The sequence below is a fragment of the Leptolyngbya subtilissima AS-A7 genome (assembly GCF_039962255.1).
In the GTDB taxonomy this organism is placed as follows: Bacteria; Cyanobacteriota; Cyanobacteriia; order Phormidesmidales; family Phormidesmidaceae; genus Nodosilinea.
The window spans coordinates 175,743-192,766 of sequence record NZ_JAMPKY010000008.1; the positions used below are offsets into that span (position 1 = coordinate 175,743).

Consider the following 17,024-nt stretch of genomic DNA (forward strand, 5'->3'; position numbering starts at 1 on the left):
ATAATATTTTTAGATTTATCTGCTTAATCCATAAATAAGACCTAACTTCTTAGCATTTGGCAAGCATTTTTTTAGATTCTTATTTATTTTCAAGCAAAGCTTAATTAGAAGGAAAGCTGGTTTAAGCTTTACTGTTTTTACAATTAGTCTCATCGTTAATGAAAGCAAACCACGACACTCTGACGTTGACAGATTTTCCTCAACCTCCTAAGGGTAAAACAGGGTGGCCTTGGACTAAAGGCAGTAAACCATTCTCTAAATACATGCCTGATGGCTCAGATTGGCCACGTGTTAGTGTTATAACCCCAAGCTACAACCAAGGACAATTCCTAGAAGAAACGATTCGCTCGGTCTTGCTTCAGGGCTATCCAAACCTCGAATACATAATCATTGATGGAGGTAGCACCGATAATTCAATTGAGATAATTAAAAAATACCAATCTCGTATTACCTATTGGCTCAGTGAAAAAGATAAAGGACAGGCTCATGCAATTAACAAAGGATTGAAAATCAGTACTGGCTCTATCCTGGGTTGGATAAATAGCGATGACTTATATACAAAAGATGCTCTAAAAAAAGTTATTCAAGCATTTTATCAAAACCAGCTATACACATTGGTGCATGGCAATAGAATCTTAATTAATGAAAATAGTGAAGTTACAGGTTGCTCTCCTCTTTCACCTTTTATACCTGAAACAACTTCCTATAATATATCGTCAGAAACCGTTTTTTGGAAGAGAAGTATTATGGAGAAAGCTGGGCTATTAAAGGAAAGCCTACAATTTGCAATGGATCTTGAGTTTTTTTGTCGATTATACTTGTGTGGCAAATTTCTCAAGTTAGATGAGTATCTAGGATATTTTCGATGTTACAGTTTCAACAAAAGCTCGACTATACCACATATAGGGATAGAGGAGGCTTCTAGAGAATGGGAAAGTATTTTCGGAAGTAAATTTACAGTCAAAAGAAATAAAGTAGGCAAAATAACTTTACTAAGATCATTTATTACCAATCCACAATTGATAGGTTTGCCCTACGCAAAATACAAGATTTCAAAATATCTTGGAAATTAAATTTTTACTCCGAAAATAACAAGTTAATGTTTGATATCATTAAATAATTAAAATTGAAGTATTAGAATGAATGAGCCAAGCCATTATCTTATTCACTCACATCCCTAAAACTGGAGGTACTTCTATCAAAAAAAGTTTAATTAGTGGTAGAAATGTCAAAGAGGTAAAATTCAGCGGACTCAAAAAATTTTTTCTCGAAGATCATGATGAAATAGAGTTCTTAAATGGCCATTATCCTTACGGAGTCCACCATTTTCTTAGAGCAAGAAGGAAAAAATACTATTTTGTGATTTTGCGTGAGCCTCTTGACCAAGCTATTTCGTATTATTATTTCGTCAAGCAATGCGACCACTCATCATACCGTCACCCCCACCTCGAAGATGTGAAAAAGTATCCCATAGGTGAATTTTACAAAATAAAAGAATATCAGAATATTCAAACAAAATATATAGCAGGCTTTCCTTGCCATCCTTTTTCAAAACTTTTACCTGAAATGTTTGGTTCAAAGCTTCTTCTCCGATACGCCAAAAATAATTTAGAACACAATTACAACTTTTTTGGGCTTTTAGAAAATATAGATGCCTGTCAAGAGATTTTAGCTATGGAACTAGGACTATCCAATCTCAAAATAAAAGATATTTCAAAAATTACTCGAGACAGACCTAGTGCGGAAGAGCTAGATAAAGAAAGTAAAAAATCTATTTTTGAGGCTAACGCTTTGGATTTTAAGCTCTATGAACATTCCAAAAAAGTATTTCATGACCGCTATTTTGGTTAAACGCCTTATCCTCTTTGTAAGGTTTAAAGACGATTTGATTTTTCTAAATTAAATCTTAATGTTATTAAAGACATCTTTCCATATTTCTTCCTTAATGTTGACCCAAAATACGGAGTGCTGTATTTGCTTTAGATTAACCTCTAAAGCTGCTGTTTTTGACAATTGTAGGATTTTTCATTAATTAGTAGTGAGTTACAAAGTTGAAGTACTGCATTATTTTGGGTTGCCCTCGATCAGGAACAACCTTTTTGATGAATTGTTTAGAAGCGCTTTCTTACACTGAATGCCTATCAGGCATTTCTTACCCTGTTCCTATAGCGCATCTTGCAGCACAGCAATTACCTGAGCAAATACATCAATGCTTAGAGTACTCTTTAGAGTCCACCTTAAACGTGTATCTTGATTCTATTCCAAACTCTCGATTCAGAGCCTTTGGTCGTTTACTAACTGGTTCTATAAACCTATACGAAGCTAAAGATTTATTTCAAAGAAAGCGGCAGCTAAAGAACTTTGTATATAAAGAGCCTTTCTTTAGTTTTGCCCCTGATTTTGTTTATAGAGCTTTGCCTGGCTGCAAAATAATATATCTGTATCGTGACGGCCGCGACTGTGCTAACTCATTGGTTAGAGAGTACGACGTACTAACGAACGACAAGTTAAAAACTCTTAGAACATCAGAGTCAACGCTAGGCTATAGATACGGAAATTTTTGGGTCCCTTGGTGGGTTATAACTGATCAAGCCAATGATTTCATTCAGGCTTCTCCCTATGTCCGAGCCATTTGGATGTGGAAAGAAATGGTAAACCGCTGCGAATCATTTTTTTCTCAACCCGACGTTGCAAAAAGTGGGCGAATTTTAAAAGTAAAGTATGAAGATCTAGTTCATGAGCCTATGGTTTATGGAGAGAAAATCGTTAACTATATTGATGCAGATTTTAATAGTCGAATCCAAAAGCGGTTTAAGCAAGCTTCAGTTAAAGCTATTGGAAAGTACAAGAAGCGAGATGCTTTAGATATCAAATTAGCGGAACAATTGGCACATCGTGAATTGAGCTTATACGGTTACATTGCATAGCTCAGCATCTCTATTTTCAGTTAATAGGCAAAGTGAAAGTTCATACAAGTTCTTTTTTCGGCTTTGACTAGAAAACAAGTATGATCGAGCAAATAGCTATATTGAAGTCAGCAATTAAGACATCAAGCTGAAGAGTCACTTCTGGATGGATGGTCAAATAAATAAAGAAATTTGCCAGATTGTCCCGAGTCTTCCTCCGGATATTAATGGGGTAGGTGATTATGCTCTCAATTTAGCAAATCAGCTTAGATTAGATTTCGGCATCAACACGCATTTTATAATTTGTGACCCGGCTTGGGTAGGATCTGATAAGTTAGAGGGATTTCCAGTTAATCAAATTAGTTATCGATCAGCAAAATCTCTTATTGCTCAATTAGTTAACATTGAGCCTAAAAGTTCTATTCTGCTTCATTATGTTGGTTACGGTTACGCCAAACGAGGGTGTCCAACTTGGCTAATAAATGGATTGAAAATTTGGAATCATCAATGCCAACAGGTACACCTGGTGACAATGTTTCACGAGACTTCCGCCTTTGGCCCGATTTGGACAAGTGCTTTCTGGTTCTCTGCAACACAGAAATTTTTAGTAAAACAGTTAATCAGGCTAAGCGATCGCATCTTCACCAGCAAGCGTTCCTACGCGGAGCTACTGCAGAGCTATGCCCCAAGAAAGTTCACAACTATTCCATCAATTCCTGTCTTCTCAACCGTAGGCGAGCCAAAGAATCCTTCCAGCTTATCTGAACGTACCCGTCGCCTCGTCATCTTTGGAGGGCGCAGCCAACGCATCAAAGTCTACGAAGATTCCTTAGAACAACTTCTCCAAATTTGCCGATATTTGGACATTCAACAGATTTGTGACATCGGACCAGTTCTCGACACACTTCCTGCTGAAATAGATAACATATCGATTACCGCCGCGGGTTGCCTTCCCAGTGAAAAGATCTCTACCATTCTCTCCAACTCGATCGCAGGTTTTTTCAGTTACCACCCTGCATTCCTTGGCAAATCCACGATTTTCGCAGCGTACTGTGCCCACCGGGTCATACCTATCAGTGCGACTATGACCGATCTCCCTGAAGAGGGGTTGCAACCTGGCAAGCATTACGCCCTTCCAGATCAATACAACACCGAGAGAAGAGATATGGCATTGATGCAGACGATCGCAGACCATGCTTATGCCTGGTATCAAGTGCACAATTTATCGGCACAGGCCAAAGCCTACTACACGCTTCTGTCAGATTTGGACGTCCCACAACCATGAGCCAGTCAGCCTTAACCCCTACAGCACTGCACCAATATCGGCAGCAGGCTGCCGAAGCTAGCGCCGGCATCAGCAGCGAAGCCATCTATACCTGTTTCGAGAGGGAACTACTGCACCGTTCAGCTAGTGGATCTGTGCTGGACTGGGGATCTGGACAGGGATTGCTAACCCAGCGGTTGTTGAACTTAAAGCAATTCCAATCCATTACTGCCGCAGATATACAGCCTCGTCCTAAAACTATTGATGCGGCCATTCAATGGAGGCAGGCTGATCTTAACAACCCGATGAACCTGGAAGCCGAAGTCTTTGATGTAATTGTCTCCGCAGAAGTTATCGAGCATCTCGAAAATCCCAGGGCTATTGCTCGGGAATGGTTTCGATTGCTTAAACCCGGCGGTCTCCTTATATTTAGCACTCCTAATAACGAGAGTTGGCGGGCAATTCTAGCTTTGCTTCTGCAAGGACATTTTGTTGAATTCGGTGATTCGTCCTACCCTGCACACATCACCGCTCTGGTGCGAAAAGATATCACTCACATCTTGAGCGAAGCAGGCTTCTGCTTACCCGAATTTTTGTTTACTAATGTTGGGAAAATTCCTAAACTCCCTCGCTATCACTGGCAAAAGCTATCGTTGGGTTTCTTGAAAGGACTACGCTTTAGCGATAACGTTCTGGCTATTACTTATAAGCCTCAATAAACTTTCAAAACTACGAAATTCGAATTGCAGAAGCACTTCCGATAAAAGATTAAATTACAAACATCAGCCACCTTAAAGTATGGGAGTCATTAGCTTCATTAATCGCCCAGAATATTTCTTTCAACCCAATCAGATAGTTAAACGATTTAGGTTGAACTTTAAAGCTTCTCCCGTTTCGGAAACTTTCAGCTTACCCTGGGGAGTTGAAATTAACGCTTTTCCTGGAGAAGTTGTTGGCCGCTCTATCGCTGCCATGGGAATCTACGATTTATGTGTATCAGAAACACTTTGGCGGATTATTGACGAGGGTGAAACTTGCGTTGATGTAGGAGCAAACATTGGTTACATGACCAGTTTGATGGCACATCGCGTTGGTTTGGAAGGAAAAGTTAGCGCCTTTGAACCTCATCCAAGCATTTACCAACGCCTCTCTGATAATGTCCGGAATTGGAGTACAGAAAAGAACTGGACTCAGGTTGAGGTTAGCAACCTGGCTATTTCTGATCAACCGGGTGAAGCCCAGTTGTTTGTACCTACGAACTTTGACCTGAATCAAGGCACAGCTTCTCTTACATTTGCCTCAAGCGAGGCTGATTATTCAACAGACCAGAAACTTGTAGTTGAAACTGATACTTTAGACAATCTATTTGATAATTTTACAATTGGGCTCTTAAAAATCGACGTTGAGGGGCATGAAATAAACGTGCTGTCAGGTGCGGAAGAACTGCTAATAAAAAATCGAATTCGTGACATTATTTTTGAGGAGCACAGACCCTATCCAAATCCTGTTTCCGAATTTTTGAAAGAAAAAGGATATTCCATATATAGGGTTACAAAAGGATTATGCAAACCTAATTTAGTGCCACCCCAAGCAGCAAGTTTTCATCCCTGGGATCCTCCTTGCTACCTAGCCACAAAAGACATTGATCGTGTGGCTAATCGTTTTAAACCGTTGGGTTGGAAATGTCTTAAAAATACGACGCCATAATACCAGCACGAGCTACTTTGCTGACGCAATATTTCCCATGAAAATTCTTCTATCCTCAACTTATTTCTATCCGAATTTAGGGGGTAGTGAAACTGATGCTGAAATTTTTGCCAGAGAATTTGTTAAATTAGGACATACTGTCAAAGTTGTAACCCAAACTCCAGGGAGTAATTTCGATGATAGGGGCGCAACCTTCCCCTTCGAAGTTATGCGACAGCCTAGTGCCTTGCATTTGCTCAAACTCACACGCTGGAGTGATGTTTGTTTCCAGAATGGCATCATTCTCAAACAAGCTTGGGCAATGTGGCTCACCCAAACCCCTTGGGTCATTCGTCACCAAACCTGGATTCAGCATCCTGGCCAACAGCCTACTTGGTTAACTCAGCTGAAACTTCGAATGGTTAAGCTTGCCACGTCGATCGCTATCAGTAAACCTATTGCTGATCACCTCAATCATCCATCCACCTTAATTCCTAACCCTTATCGTGAAGACTTGTTTCGCCATCTTCCAGAGATTCCACGCATTAAAGAATTGGTGTTTCTGGGGCGTTTGGTATCTGATAAAGGCTTAGATTTGCTGCTAAGCGCCATAGCAAAGCTTAAGAATGACAACTTATACCCTCGACTAACTGTGATTGGCACTGGTGAAGAAGGTGAAGTCTTACGTCAACAAGCCGAGGATCTCAAGATCAATGAACAGGTTCATTTTGTCGGAGCAAAGGTTGGCGAGGAGTTAGTTCACTTACTTAATGCACACCAAATTTTGGTTGTTCCCTCTCGTTGGCACGAGCCGTTTGGGGTTGTAGCCTTAGAAGGCATTGCCTGTGGTTGCGTCGTTGTTGGGTCATCGGGAGGCGGGCTAAAAGACGCTATTGGTGATTGCGGTACTACATTTCCCAATGGTGATGAGGCCTCTCTGAAGCAGGTGCTTTACCAACTGCTTACTCAGCCCGAGTTACTAATTCGCTATCGGTCTAATGCGACTAGTCATTTAGCGAAGCACCAACAGACGGCCGTAGCTAAAGCCTATCTTCAAGTTTTAGAGACTGCTTGCCAATGAGCAATCTTCTTGTAGGTTTGTTGGCCATTGGTTTGATAGTGCTGCTCTCTGCCCAAAACTGGCAGCGGTCTGTAAAAGTAGTTCTGGTTTTAGTAGTGCTCGAAGGGGCATTACGAAAGTGGGCGCTCCCCCAAGCAAGCCAGTTCATCTACTTCCTAAAAGATTTCGTTTTAATTGGCGCTTATCTGCGATACTTTTTGCTGTCCCCGGTTCAAACCCGATTATTCATTCAGAAACCTATTGTTTTGATACTGATCGGGTGTATGGCAGTTTGGGGAGGGGTACAAGCTTTCAATCCAAGCCTAGGCTCACCAGTAATTGGTCTATTTGGCTTCAAAAGTTATTTTCTATACGTGCCTCTGGTTTGGCTAGTGTCCCAAATGTTTAGCACTGAGGAAAAGCTATATCAATTTATTCGTAACTATCTGCTGCTACTGATTCCAGTATGCGTTTTGGCTATTGCTCAATTTTTCAGCCCGCCTACTAGTCCTCTCAACGTATACGCCTGGGGTGAAGATGGCCCTGCTGTAGTAAGTTCAGGCTTAGGTACAGTAAGAGTGACAGGTACTTTTTCTTATTTGACGGGTTATGCAACTTACTTGTTGACCTGTCTATGTCTGCTATTGCCCGTAATCTCTCGACCTCAGCCTCGTCTATGGCAAGTTTTAACTCTGACTGAAGGCGGGCTGATTGCGGTAACCGCGTTTATGACCGGGTCTCGTGGCCTTGTCTTTGGTTCTGTGCTGCTGATAGCTGGCTACGGGCTCCTGCTAGCTCTAACTAGTTTCTCTAATTTCTCCGTTAGCGCACGTAAATTGGTTTTGCCAGGCATAATAGGTTTTTTAGCAGTTTCACAAGGCGGACGACTGGCCTTTGAGTCATTTTGGAACCGCGTCGAAAATGCCAACGACAGTCTTATTGCTCGAGTCTTAAGCCCTTTTACTGAGCCTTTTAACAACTTTTATCTTAAGGGTTTAGACGGCTACGGTTTAGGCGCTACGTTTCAGGCTAATGCCACTATCCGTCAAGCGTTTCAGCTTCCTCCAGGGGAAATTATTCCAGTATATTTTGAAAATGAAATGGGTCGAATTGGCCTAGAGGTCGGGCCTGTAGGCTTCTTCCTCTGGTATGGCTTACGGCTAGTGCTGCTTTTCACCCTATTTAAAGTTTCTCTCCAGCTTACTCATCCGTTTTTGCGTCAGCTTGCCCTGAGTGTCTTTGTCTATCAGGGCGTAACTTTTATTGCTCAAATGGTCTATAACCATACTGCTAATGCGTATCACTGGTTTTTTTACGGTTTTATCTTTCTGCTTCCTTATTTAGAGCGGGTAGACCAATGGCAGCAAGCTCAACAACCTAATTTTTTACATGGTCAACCGACGCATTTCTCTGGTGCATCCCACTAGCAACCCTAACTCTCGCAATGCGGCGATCGCATTAGCTGAGGCCAACCTGCTGCACGAAGTTATTACTGCTGTCGCTTATGATCCCAAAAGTCAATTAGCCCGGACCATTCGACAGCTGCCTAGGTCTATCGGACTGCCCCTTAGCCAAGAGTTGGAAAGACGTACTTGGGTTGCACCAGGAAGTTCAACCATACGCACTCATCCTTGGAGAGAAGCCCTGAGAGTTGCTTTAGTAAAGTCAGGAGTAAGCACCAAGGTGGGGTTAGGGCAACAAGGACCTATTAATTGGGTATATAAGTCCCTGGATCGCCATGTGGCCCGGTGCCACCTCAACGAAATCGATGCCGTTTATGCCTATGAAGATGGCGCAGCCTATACATTTGAAGCTGCTAAACAACGAGGTATACGCTGCTTCTATGAACTACCCATTGCTTTTCACCATACTAGCCGACAGATTCAGCAGGATGAGGCTAGGCGGTTCCCAGAGTTTGCTTCTGCTCTTCAAGCTGCCCATGAACCTTTATGGAAATTAGAACGCAAGGATCAAGAAGCTGCGTTAGCAGATCATATTTTTGTAGCCTCTTCCATGACGCGTCAATCGCTTTTAGATGCGGGTATAGCTTCTGAGCGCATCTCAGTAATTCCCTACGGCGCGCCGGTTGACTACTTTCGGCCACAACCTAAGCTTGACAAAAAATTTCGAGCGCTATTTGTGGGTCGAGTTGGCCCTCGAAAAGGTGTTCACTACTTACTACAGGCTTGGAAAAAGCTTAGGCTGAGCGATGCCGAGCTTAAGCTAGTGGGTGTCAACGAATTTCCAACGGGTTGGCTGGAGTCGTTTCAAGATTGCATTCACTACTTGCCTAGTGTTCCGCACACTACTTTGAGGCAGCACTACTGCAATGCCAGCGTTTTAGTTTTTCCCTCTTTAGTCGAGGGTTTTGGTCTGGTTATGCTTGAAGCTATGGCTTGTGGAATTCCGGTTATAACCACTCCTAATGCCGCAGGTCCTGACATTATTACTGATGGAGTCGAAGGGTTTATAGTTCCTATTCGTGACCCTGAAATAATTCAAGAAAAGCTAGAGTGGTGCTATGAAAATCCCGATAAGCTGGCTCAAATGGGACGTTCCGCTCGAAAAAAAGCTGAACTCTCAACCTGGTTCGGCTATCGTCAGAAGCTGGCCTCTAAAATCCAAACGTTACTTTCTGAGTAGCGAGAAATAAGTAATAACATGAGCAAGAGACTTGAGAAAAGAGATTTAGTTCATTTTTGGGTGCCTAATCTGTTCGAATTCAAAGGTGGGATTCAAGTCTACCTATGTGATATTTTATCGGCGATTAGCTATCTTCAGTCTCAAGGAAGTTTTTTGTTAAGTACCGATATAGTTATTATCGACAAACTCGACTCTGACAAGCCAGAAGTTGTATCTAAGGCAAACGAATTTACAGGCAACTTTTCGTTTACCTTTATGGGTAATGTCCCTAGAGTATTGCGAACTTTTGCTTTTAGCTTAAAAATTTTAATTGCTTCTTTTCAACAGCACCCAAATTTGATTTTATGCGGGCACTTAAACTTTACCCCCGTAGCTTATCTACTTCACTTATTGTTAGGTACTCCATACTGGATTCTAGTGTATGGCGTTGATGCTTGGGATATTAAGCACCCTCTTAGGCGTCAGGCTTTGCAAGCGGCTGAAAAAGTAATCTCGATCAGTGATTATACCCGTAGCCGCTTGGTGGAAGAGGAGAATCTGCACCCTGATAAAATCTCGCTTCTTCCGGTCACCTTTAATGTTGAACGTTTTCAAGTAAAGCCCAAGCCAACCTATTTGCTCAATAGGTACAAGCTTCAGGAGAACCAACCTGTGGTGCTGACGGTCGCTCGTTTAGCTGACGATGAACAGTATAAGGGCTATGACCAAGTCATTCGGGCGATGTGCCTTGTACGTCAAAAAATGCCTGACGCACATTACGTCTTAGTAGGGAAGGGTAGCGATCGCCCCCGAGTTGAGCAGCTAATTGAGTCTCTTGGTCTAAAGGATTGTGTAACATTAGCTGGATTTGTGCCTGATGAAGAAATCTGTGATTACTACAATTTGTGTGATGTGTTCATAATGCCGAGTAAGGGTGAAGGCTTTGGTATTGTTTACCTCGAAGCTCTGGCCTGTGGCAAGCCCACTGTCGGAGGCAATCAGGATGGTGCCATTGATGCTTTGTGCAGTGGCGAACTAGGCATTTTGGTCGATCCTGATAACGTGGACGAAATAGCTAGCACCTTAGCAGAAATTCTTCAAGGTAAGTCAACTCATCCAATTATTTATCAGCCAAAGATATTGCGCCAGAGAGTTGACGAAATTTATGGTTTTAGTAGATTTCAGTCCAATCTTTTAGGGCTACTTAAAGAAACCAGCTTCGCAACACCATAGTATGAAAGTTCTTCACGTGTTGCCATCTCTGAGCTACAAACTAGGTGGGCCAACTCAGGTAGCCCTCAACATTATTCGTACCCTACGAGAGGTAGGAATTGATGCCGAAATAGCAACTACCAATGACGATGAAGCTGAATTACTAGATGTACCCATCGGTCAGCGAGTTAACTATGAAGGCGTACCGGTTTGGTTTTTTTCGCGTCTAGCCCGGTTCAAAGCATTCATCCCATCTATTGGGTTGACCCAGTGGATGGTTAACCATTTGCGCCAATATGACATCGTTCACAATCATTACCTATTCTGCTACGCTCCCACGGTGGGGGCAAGGTTAGCCCAGCATTATCAAATACCTTATGTCTCAAGTACGATTGGTCAACTAACTCCCTGGGCCCTTCAGCAAAGCAGGCTTAAAAAACAAATCTACGGCCGCTACATAGAGCGTTCCACACTCAACCGAGCTGCTGCTATTCATTGCACTACTCCTGCTGAAGCCGAGGATGCGCAGCGGTTTGGGATCAGCGCGCCTGCCTTGGTTTTACCGTTAGGAGTTAATCCGACAGTCGCGATCGCTAGTGCTGCAGCAAAACTGCGCGATCGCTATGACTTACCTTCCGACTGCGCAATAGTTCTGTTTTTGTCGCGCCTGCACGAAAAAAAGCGACCTGATTTTCTGCTGCGCGCGTTTGCTCAGCTTTCTCCCAAATCTCACGGCTATCATCTTTTATTAGCTGGTTCTGGGGACGCAGATTATTGCCACTACCTCAAGAATTTGGCCAGCACCCTAAATATTACCGACAGCGTTACCTTCACTGGCTTTGTCTCTGGTTCAGACAAAGATTTGCTGCTCCAGGGTTCCAATCTCTTTGCTCTGCCGTCTTATTCAGAAAACTTCGGCATTGCTGTAGCGGAGGCCCTAGCCGCTGGTCTCCCCGTTGTGATTACCCCTGATGTTCAAATCGCTCCCGACATCTCAGCTGCCCAAGCGGGGTTAGTAGTTTCTGATGGTTTAGAAGCGTGGAGTAATGCTCTATCTCAGCTGCTTTGTTCTCCTGATTTAAGAAACCAGCTAGGTCATAATGGTCAACAGCTGGCTGCAACAAAGTACAGCTGGCCCAAGATCGCGCAAAACCTGAGCCAGTCCTATGATGAAATTCTTACTGGTCAACCCCTATCGTTTGCATATAGGTCTTGACTCAGTGAGTAACGCGATCGCAAGTAAATTGCCGTAAAGCAGCCTCAGAATGGGGTGTAACTAACTCTCGATCAGCGCCGGTATTCCGCCGGCAATCGTAGCGTTTAACGGGTCGGCTTTTGCCATCAATGCTGACAACCACCCGATACTCCCAAGCATATTTGGCACTGCGCTTGATCGTTTCAATACAGACTTGCTGCCCCTCTAAGTCGCGGCAGAAAACGCTGGCTGAGGACTTAGGGCTCCAAACCAACAGGACTCCCCACAGCCCAAGCCCGAGCAGCACCGCAATTAAAGCGCGCATCATACCGTTGCTCTTTCGTTCGTTAGCGCAGGTCATAGCCAAACAAATTTGGATCTACATCGCCCAGATTTAAATCGCTTAGACCATACTCAGTCCAACGGCTATCAACTAGTGCAGCGGTGTTTGGGTCGGGGGTAAGTTCTTCACTCCAGGGACGATCGGTTTCGGGGTAGACCTTGGTGGTGGCGTCAATGCCCATACGGCTGCCGAGGCCAGGCTTTTCGGTAGCAAAGTCGAGACTATCAAAGGGGTTGTCGGGCAGGATAAATACATCACGCACGGGGTCGACCTTAGAGGTCACGGCCCACATCACCTGGCGCGGGTCGCGGATGTTGATCGACTTATCGACAACGATCACAAACTTGGTATAGCTGAACTGGGGTAGGGCCGACCAAAAGGCGAGGGCAGCGCGCTTAGCCTGGCCTGGGTACGACTTTTCAATGGAGAGTACGGCGGCTTTGTAGCTCAGCCCTTCCATCGGCAAAAAGAAGTCCTGAATTTCGGGCACCTGCTGGCGCAGGATGGGGTTGTAAATGCGGTTGAGGGCGATCGCCATCATGGCATCTTCCTTAGGCGGGCGACCGCTAAAGGTGGTCATGTAGATCGGATTTTTGCGGTGGGTGAGGCAGTGGAAGCGCAGCAGAGGCGCGGCTTCGTTGACGCCGCCGTAGTAGCCAATGTGGTCACCCGCCGGGCCATCAACGGCAGTTTCACCGGGGGTGATGGTGCCCTCTAGCACGATCTCAGACTGGGCTGGAACTTCTAAGTCAACGGTTTTGCATTTGGCTAGGCTGAGCCCTTTGCCGGCGTAGAGCCCGGCAAACAGCCACTCCGAGAGGTCGATAGGCAGCGGCGTGGCGGCGGCGAGAATCACTAGGGGATGGACACCGATCGCGATCGCCACCTCCAAATTTTTGCCCATCTCAGCGGCCTTGCGCAGGTGGCGGCTACAACCTCGCACCGAGAGCCATTGCACCGTCGCGGTATTTTTTGACTGAAGCTGGAGGCGATAGACCCCCACGTTGGGAATGTGGGTCTCTGGGTCTTTAGTAATCATTAGCCCTAGGGTAATAACCTTGTCGGCGTCGCCAGGGTAGACCCGCAGCAGGGGAATTTTGTTAAGATCCACAGCGTCGTCTTTGAGCACCACCTGCTGGCAGGGGGGCAGCAGGTCGCGCATGGGCTTGGCTTTGACCACATCAAACAGCGCTTTGCCAAGGTCAATCGCTTGGGAAAACTGCTTGGGGGGCCGAGGCTGGTAGAGCAGCGCCAGCTTTTCGCCCAGGGTTTCGAGTTCGGCGGGGTGTTCCATGCCCATAGCCCAGCACACCCGTTCGACGGTGCCCAGCACGTTGATGGCTAGAGGCATGGTGGCACCTTGGACATTCTCAAACAGCAGGGCCGGGCCACCACCCAGCAACAGGCGGTTGGCGATCTCGGCAATCTCTAATTCTGGGCTGACGGAGGCCGTAATGCGGCGCAGCTGACCTCGCTGTTCCAGAAGGGTGAGAAACTGCTGTAGATCGTTTGCCATAGGAAAGGATTTGTGAACGAGTGTTAAGGCCACTTTCATTATGGTAGAGCGGGGCACCAGTCTGGAGACCTCTGCCCAATTCTTTGCTCGGCTGAGGTAGTGGAGACAGCATGCGATCGCGCCGACTTCCTGGCACAATCGGGGTATTGCCATCGGCAATGAAGCTGCTCAAGGAATCCTCTGGCTCAATGCAAAGGCACATGCTGAGATCGTCTAAGTACTTGATCTGGCCGTTAGTTTTGGGGCTGGCGGCCTGTGGCAACCGCCTCGACACCGCTGAGGTAGAGAGCGCCATTCAGGCTGATATTGAGCGCCAGGGTCGCCGACTCTCGCTCAAGGCTGTGCTCTGCCCTAAAGATGTCTCACGCCAGGCGGAGGCTTATTTTCGCTGTGTGGGAGAGGTGGATGGTGGCGGCACCTTTACGATTAACGTGATTCAGCAAGACAACCAGGGCAATGTCACCTGGGAAATACCCAATTCTAAAGCGCTGCTCAATCTGCCCAAGGTTGAAGACAGCATTCAGCAAGAACTCTCGCAGGCCTACAGCCAGCGCGCCCAAATTGACTGCGGCAGCGCTACCTACCGAGTAAATCAGCCAGGCGATCGCTTTGAGTGCCAGGTTGTGGGGGGAGTGACTACCGACACCAGCACCATCACCGCTGTTTTAGTCAGCATCGACCCCGACAGCGACCTCAACTGGCAGGAGCAGACAGCTGCTCCTAGGGCCTCCCTCCAAGCGATCGCAGCCCCAGGCAGTTCATCACCCACTGGCACCGCCGCACCCCAGGCCAAACCTTCAGCCGCCCCTACGACTATGCCTAAATCTACTGCGGTGACAGGCCCCACTGGGCGTACCGTCAATCGCCCCTACGTTCGCGGCGATGATAATTAGGTGGGCCGCTTAATCTTTTTTTAAGTAGCCAACGTCTATTCTTTAATTTCTGGGACAACCGCTTTCGGTAGGCTTATCGTGGTAGAAACACGAATGAGCAAACCCATTCAAGGTTAGAGCTGGGCTATGGCAACTGTTCTCGACGTTTTGGTCAAGGGTGGACCCGTAATGGTGCCCATTATGGGGTGCTCAGTACTCACCATTGCCACGGCCCTGGAGCGTGCCCTGTTTTGGACAAAGCTCCTGCGGCGAGAAGACCAGGTCGTATCTGAGGTGCTTGATGCTTCCCGGCGGGACCTGAGCAAGGCTGCTGAGATTGCAGCCCAGTCCCAAGATTTGCCCATCGGCCGGTTTTTGCTCGCTCCCCTGCGGCTCAAGCAGCCCTCTCCCGAAACCTTTCGTCTGGCGATGGAAACCGTGGGCGATCGCGAACTGGTCAAAATGCGCAAGGGCGACAAGCTTCTAGAAACCGTCGTGGCAATCGCGCCGCTGCTGGGCCTGTTGGGAACGGTAACCGGCCTGATCGCCACCTTCAGCAACCTCAACATTGGCGGCGGCGGCTCAGGAGAGCAGGCGAGCGCCGCCGCCGCTGGTATCGGCGAAGCGCTGATTACCACGGCAGCGGGCATGGTCGTCGCCATCTTAGCGCTGCTAATCTTTCGCGTTCTGGTGACCCTGCAAGCTCAGCAGGTTGACTATTTCTCCGATGCTGGCAACGAGCTAGAACTCATTTACCGCCAGTATTGGCACGAGCCCACCACTCTGGCCAACGACCCCACCCACCGGGGAGAGTTTATCGGCAGCAGCGATCGCCTTTAATCTCCTACGCGCTGCAGACCTAAGGCAACGCTGATTGCCTCACAGCTCTGCTAAGCAGCCTGGTCGATCCTTATGGCACCGAGCTGCCGACGGAGCAATTATCGTCGCTAATCTCATCAGCACAGAGATTGTGGTTCACCCATGCCCTTACTTTTGCGCCGGCTGTAGCGCCAGCACCACATCGCCCTCTAACGGCCATCTCTGGGGTGCCACCAAGGCATAGAACAACGCTTCGTAGCGATCGATCGCCCGTTTGGCTGAATAATGCTCCAAAGCATACTGCCGTCCGCGACGAGCTAGCAGCGCTGCCGTTTCGGGCTGATGGTACAGCGTGAGAATGCCCTTGGCTAAGGCGGTAGGGTTCTCGGGTTCGACCACCAGACCGCCACCGCTGGCCAGCACCGCCTGGGCCGCTGTGCCGTGGGCCGGCACAGAAGCCAGAATCGGTCGTCCACTAGCTAGCAGCACCTGAGTCTTAGACGGCATGTTGAAGCCTACTACACCGTGCTTCTGCAAGATCAGCCCTACATCAGCCGCCGCCAGCATATCAGGCAATTCAGCGCGGGGCACAAAGGGCAACAGCGACACGTTCGTCAGCCCCAGCTGTTGGCAAAAGCGATCTAACGCCTCTAGTTGCTTGCCTTCGCCCACAATCACCATTTGAATGTCTGGGTAAGCTCTCAGCGCCTGGGCCGCTCGAATCGCCGTTCGAATTCCCTGGGTTTCAGCGATGTTGCCGGTGTAGAGCACCACAAACTTGTTTTGCAGCCCGTGGCGGCGGCGAAACTCACTGCTGGCCTGGGGCCGAGGGGCAATAAAGTCGACATCCACCCAGTTAGAAACCGGCACCATCTTGGCGTCGGGCACGCCCTTAGCCAGGAGATTGTCACGAAAACCCTGGGCAATGACGGTAATGCGAGTGGCGTTTTGGTAGGCAAACTTTTCTAGCACCTCAAACAGGCGAATTGCCCAGGCATTAGTTAGCAGCCCCGTCTGGACAGCGGCTTCCGGCAAAATGTCTTGCAGGTTCAGCACACTGGGGCACTGAAACAGCAGCTTGAGGGCGGCCACCGGCAGACAAGCCGGCAAAGAAGGGCTAGCGTTGAGAATGACATCGGGTCGCCAGCCTCGTAGGGCGGGCCAGAGGCTGAGGGTAATAAAGCTCGATTCCAGCAGCAACCGCCCCACCAGACCCCGCCTGGCATTAGCTAGCACAAAGCAGCGCTGAATAAGGACGCCATTGCGCTCTTCAGTGGCGTAGAGCCGCCCACGATATTGAGGATAAATGCTGCGCTCGGGGTAGTTGGGCATAGCGGTTACCACCCGCACCTGGTGCCCTCTAGCAACCAGCCCCTCTGCCAACTCCGTCATCAGGGGCGCAATGCCGATGGGTTCAGGATAGTAATTATAGGAATAAATTAGAATTCGCATCGACAACGCCTGCTCCAGAAAACCACGGACACAACAGCTGTGTTGGGGCAAAAGATCACTAGGGTGGGTCTGAGTGA

Annotated in this window: 16 protein-coding genes; 13 read left to right on the plus strand and 3 right to left on the minus strand. The window is 47.1% G+C overall.

Features of this window, described 5'->3' with window-relative positions; genetic code table 11:
* Nucleotides 1–158 precede the first annotated feature (158 nt).
* The 11 genes from NC979_RS17755 (at nucleotide 159) to NC979_RS17805 (ending at nucleotide 11,966) form a co-directional block, all read left to right on the plus strand.
* Nucleotides 159–1,073, plus strand: coding sequence for a glycosyltransferase family 2 protein (locus NC979_RS17755; RefSeq protein ID WP_190519337.1), 915 nt, complete (start codon nucleotides 159–161; stop codon nucleotides 1,071–1,073).
* Between the two features lie 70 nt (nucleotides 1,074–1,143).
* Nucleotides 1,144–1,851: a sulfotransferase family 2 domain-containing protein gene (locus NC979_RS17760; RefSeq protein WP_190519339.1), complete on the plus strand. Its 708-nt coding sequence runs from the start codon at nucleotides 1,144–1,146 to the stop codon at nucleotides 1,849–1,851.
* 218 nt (nucleotides 1,852–2,069) lie between these two features.
* A complete protein-coding gene (locus tag NC979_RS17765; protein WP_255524821.1) occupies nucleotides 2,070–2,927 on the plus strand; it encodes a sulfotransferase in 858 nt (285 codons plus the stop codon).
* A gap of 145 nt (nucleotides 2,928–3,072) precedes the next feature.
* Nucleotides 3,073–4,191 (plus strand): glycosyltransferase family protein, encoded by a 1,119-nt coding sequence (locus NC979_RS17770; RefSeq protein WP_190519344.1) that lies wholly within the window; start codon nucleotides 3,073–3,075, stop codon nucleotides 4,189–4,191.
* Nucleotides 4,188–4,889 carry a class I SAM-dependent methyltransferase gene (locus NC979_RS17775; RefSeq protein WP_190519346.1) on the plus strand — a complete coding sequence of 234 codons (702 nt, stop codon included), beginning with the start codon at nucleotides 4,188–4,190 and terminating at the stop codon, nucleotides 4,887–4,889. The genes NC979_RS17770 and NC979_RS17775 overlap by 4 nt, the downstream gene beginning before the upstream one ends.
* A gap of 79 nt (nucleotides 4,890–4,968) precedes the next feature.
* Nucleotides 4,969–5,877: an FkbM family methyltransferase gene (locus tag NC979_RS17780; protein ID WP_190519348.1), complete on the plus strand. Its 909-nt coding sequence runs from the start codon at nucleotides 4,969–4,971 to the stop codon at nucleotides 5,875–5,877.
* Between the two features lie 37 nt (nucleotides 5,878–5,914).
* Nucleotides 5,915–6,937 carry a glycosyltransferase family 4 protein gene (locus NC979_RS17785; protein ID WP_190519350.1) on the plus strand — a complete coding sequence of 341 codons (1,023 nt, stop codon included), beginning with the start codon at nucleotides 5,915–5,917 and terminating at the stop codon, nucleotides 6,935–6,937.
* Nucleotides 6,934–8,343 carry a hypothetical protein gene (locus NC979_RS17790; protein ID WP_190519353.1) on the plus strand — a complete coding sequence of 470 codons (1,410 nt, stop codon included), beginning with the start codon at nucleotides 6,934–6,936 and terminating at the stop codon, nucleotides 8,341–8,343. The genes NC979_RS17785 and NC979_RS17790 overlap by 4 nt, the downstream gene beginning before the upstream one ends.
* On the plus strand, nucleotides 8,306–9,559 hold the full coding sequence (locus tag NC979_RS17795) for a glycosyltransferase family 4 protein (protein ID WP_190519355.1): 1,254 nt from the start codon (nucleotides 8,306–8,308) through the stop codon (nucleotides 9,557–9,559). The genes NC979_RS17790 and NC979_RS17795 overlap by 38 nt, the downstream gene beginning before the upstream one ends.
* 18 nt (nucleotides 9,560–9,577) lie before the next feature.
* A complete protein-coding gene (locus tag NC979_RS17800; RefSeq protein WP_190519358.1) occupies nucleotides 9,578–10,771 on the plus strand; it encodes a glycosyltransferase in 1,194 nt (397 codons plus the stop codon).
* A 1-nt stretch (nucleotide 10,772) separates the two neighbouring features.
* A complete protein-coding gene (locus NC979_RS17805; protein WP_190519360.1) occupies nucleotides 10,773–11,966 on the plus strand; it encodes a glycosyltransferase in 1,194 nt (397 codons plus the stop codon).
* 1 nt (nucleotide 11,967) lies between these two features.
* On the opposite strand, the gene NC979_RS17810 is transcribed toward NC979_RS17805, so the two are convergent.
* Together NC979_RS17810 and NC979_RS17815 are read right to left on the minus strand one after the other, a co-directional pair.
* Nucleotides 11,968–12,273 (minus strand): hypothetical protein, encoded by a 306-nt coding sequence (locus NC979_RS17810; protein WP_190519362.1) that lies wholly within the window; start codon nucleotides 12,271–12,273, stop codon nucleotides 11,968–11,970.
* Nucleotides 12,274–12,292: 19 nt separating this feature from the next.
* Nucleotides 12,293–13,804 carry a UbiD family decarboxylase gene (locus NC979_RS17815; protein WP_190519364.1) on the minus strand — a complete coding sequence of 504 codons (1,512 nt, stop codon included), beginning with the start codon at nucleotides 13,802–13,804 and terminating at the stop codon, nucleotides 12,293–12,295.
* A gap of 200 nt (nucleotides 13,805–14,004) precedes the next feature.
* Here NC979_RS17815 and NC979_RS17820 point away from each other — a divergent pair, with 200 nt between their 5' ends.
* Nucleotides 14,005–14,697 (plus strand): DUF4333 domain-containing protein, encoded by a 693-nt coding sequence (locus NC979_RS17820; protein ID WP_190519366.1) that lies wholly within the window; start codon nucleotides 14,005–14,007, stop codon nucleotides 14,695–14,697.
* Nucleotides 14,698–14,823: 126 nt separating this feature from the next.
* Nucleotides 14,824–15,516 carry a MotA/TolQ/ExbB proton channel family protein gene (locus NC979_RS17825; protein WP_190519368.1) on the plus strand — a complete coding sequence of 231 codons (693 nt, stop codon included), beginning with the start codon at nucleotides 14,824–14,826 and terminating at the stop codon, nucleotides 15,514–15,516.
* A 147-nt stretch (nucleotides 15,517–15,663) separates the two neighbouring features.
* On the opposite strand, the gene NC979_RS17830 is transcribed toward NC979_RS17825, so the two are convergent.
* Nucleotides 15,664–16,947 carry a glycosyltransferase family 4 protein gene (locus NC979_RS17830; RefSeq protein ID WP_190519370.1) on the minus strand — a complete coding sequence of 428 codons (1,284 nt, stop codon included), beginning with the start codon at nucleotides 16,945–16,947 and terminating at the stop codon, nucleotides 15,664–15,666.
* Nucleotides 16,948–17,024 lie beyond the last annotated feature (77 nt).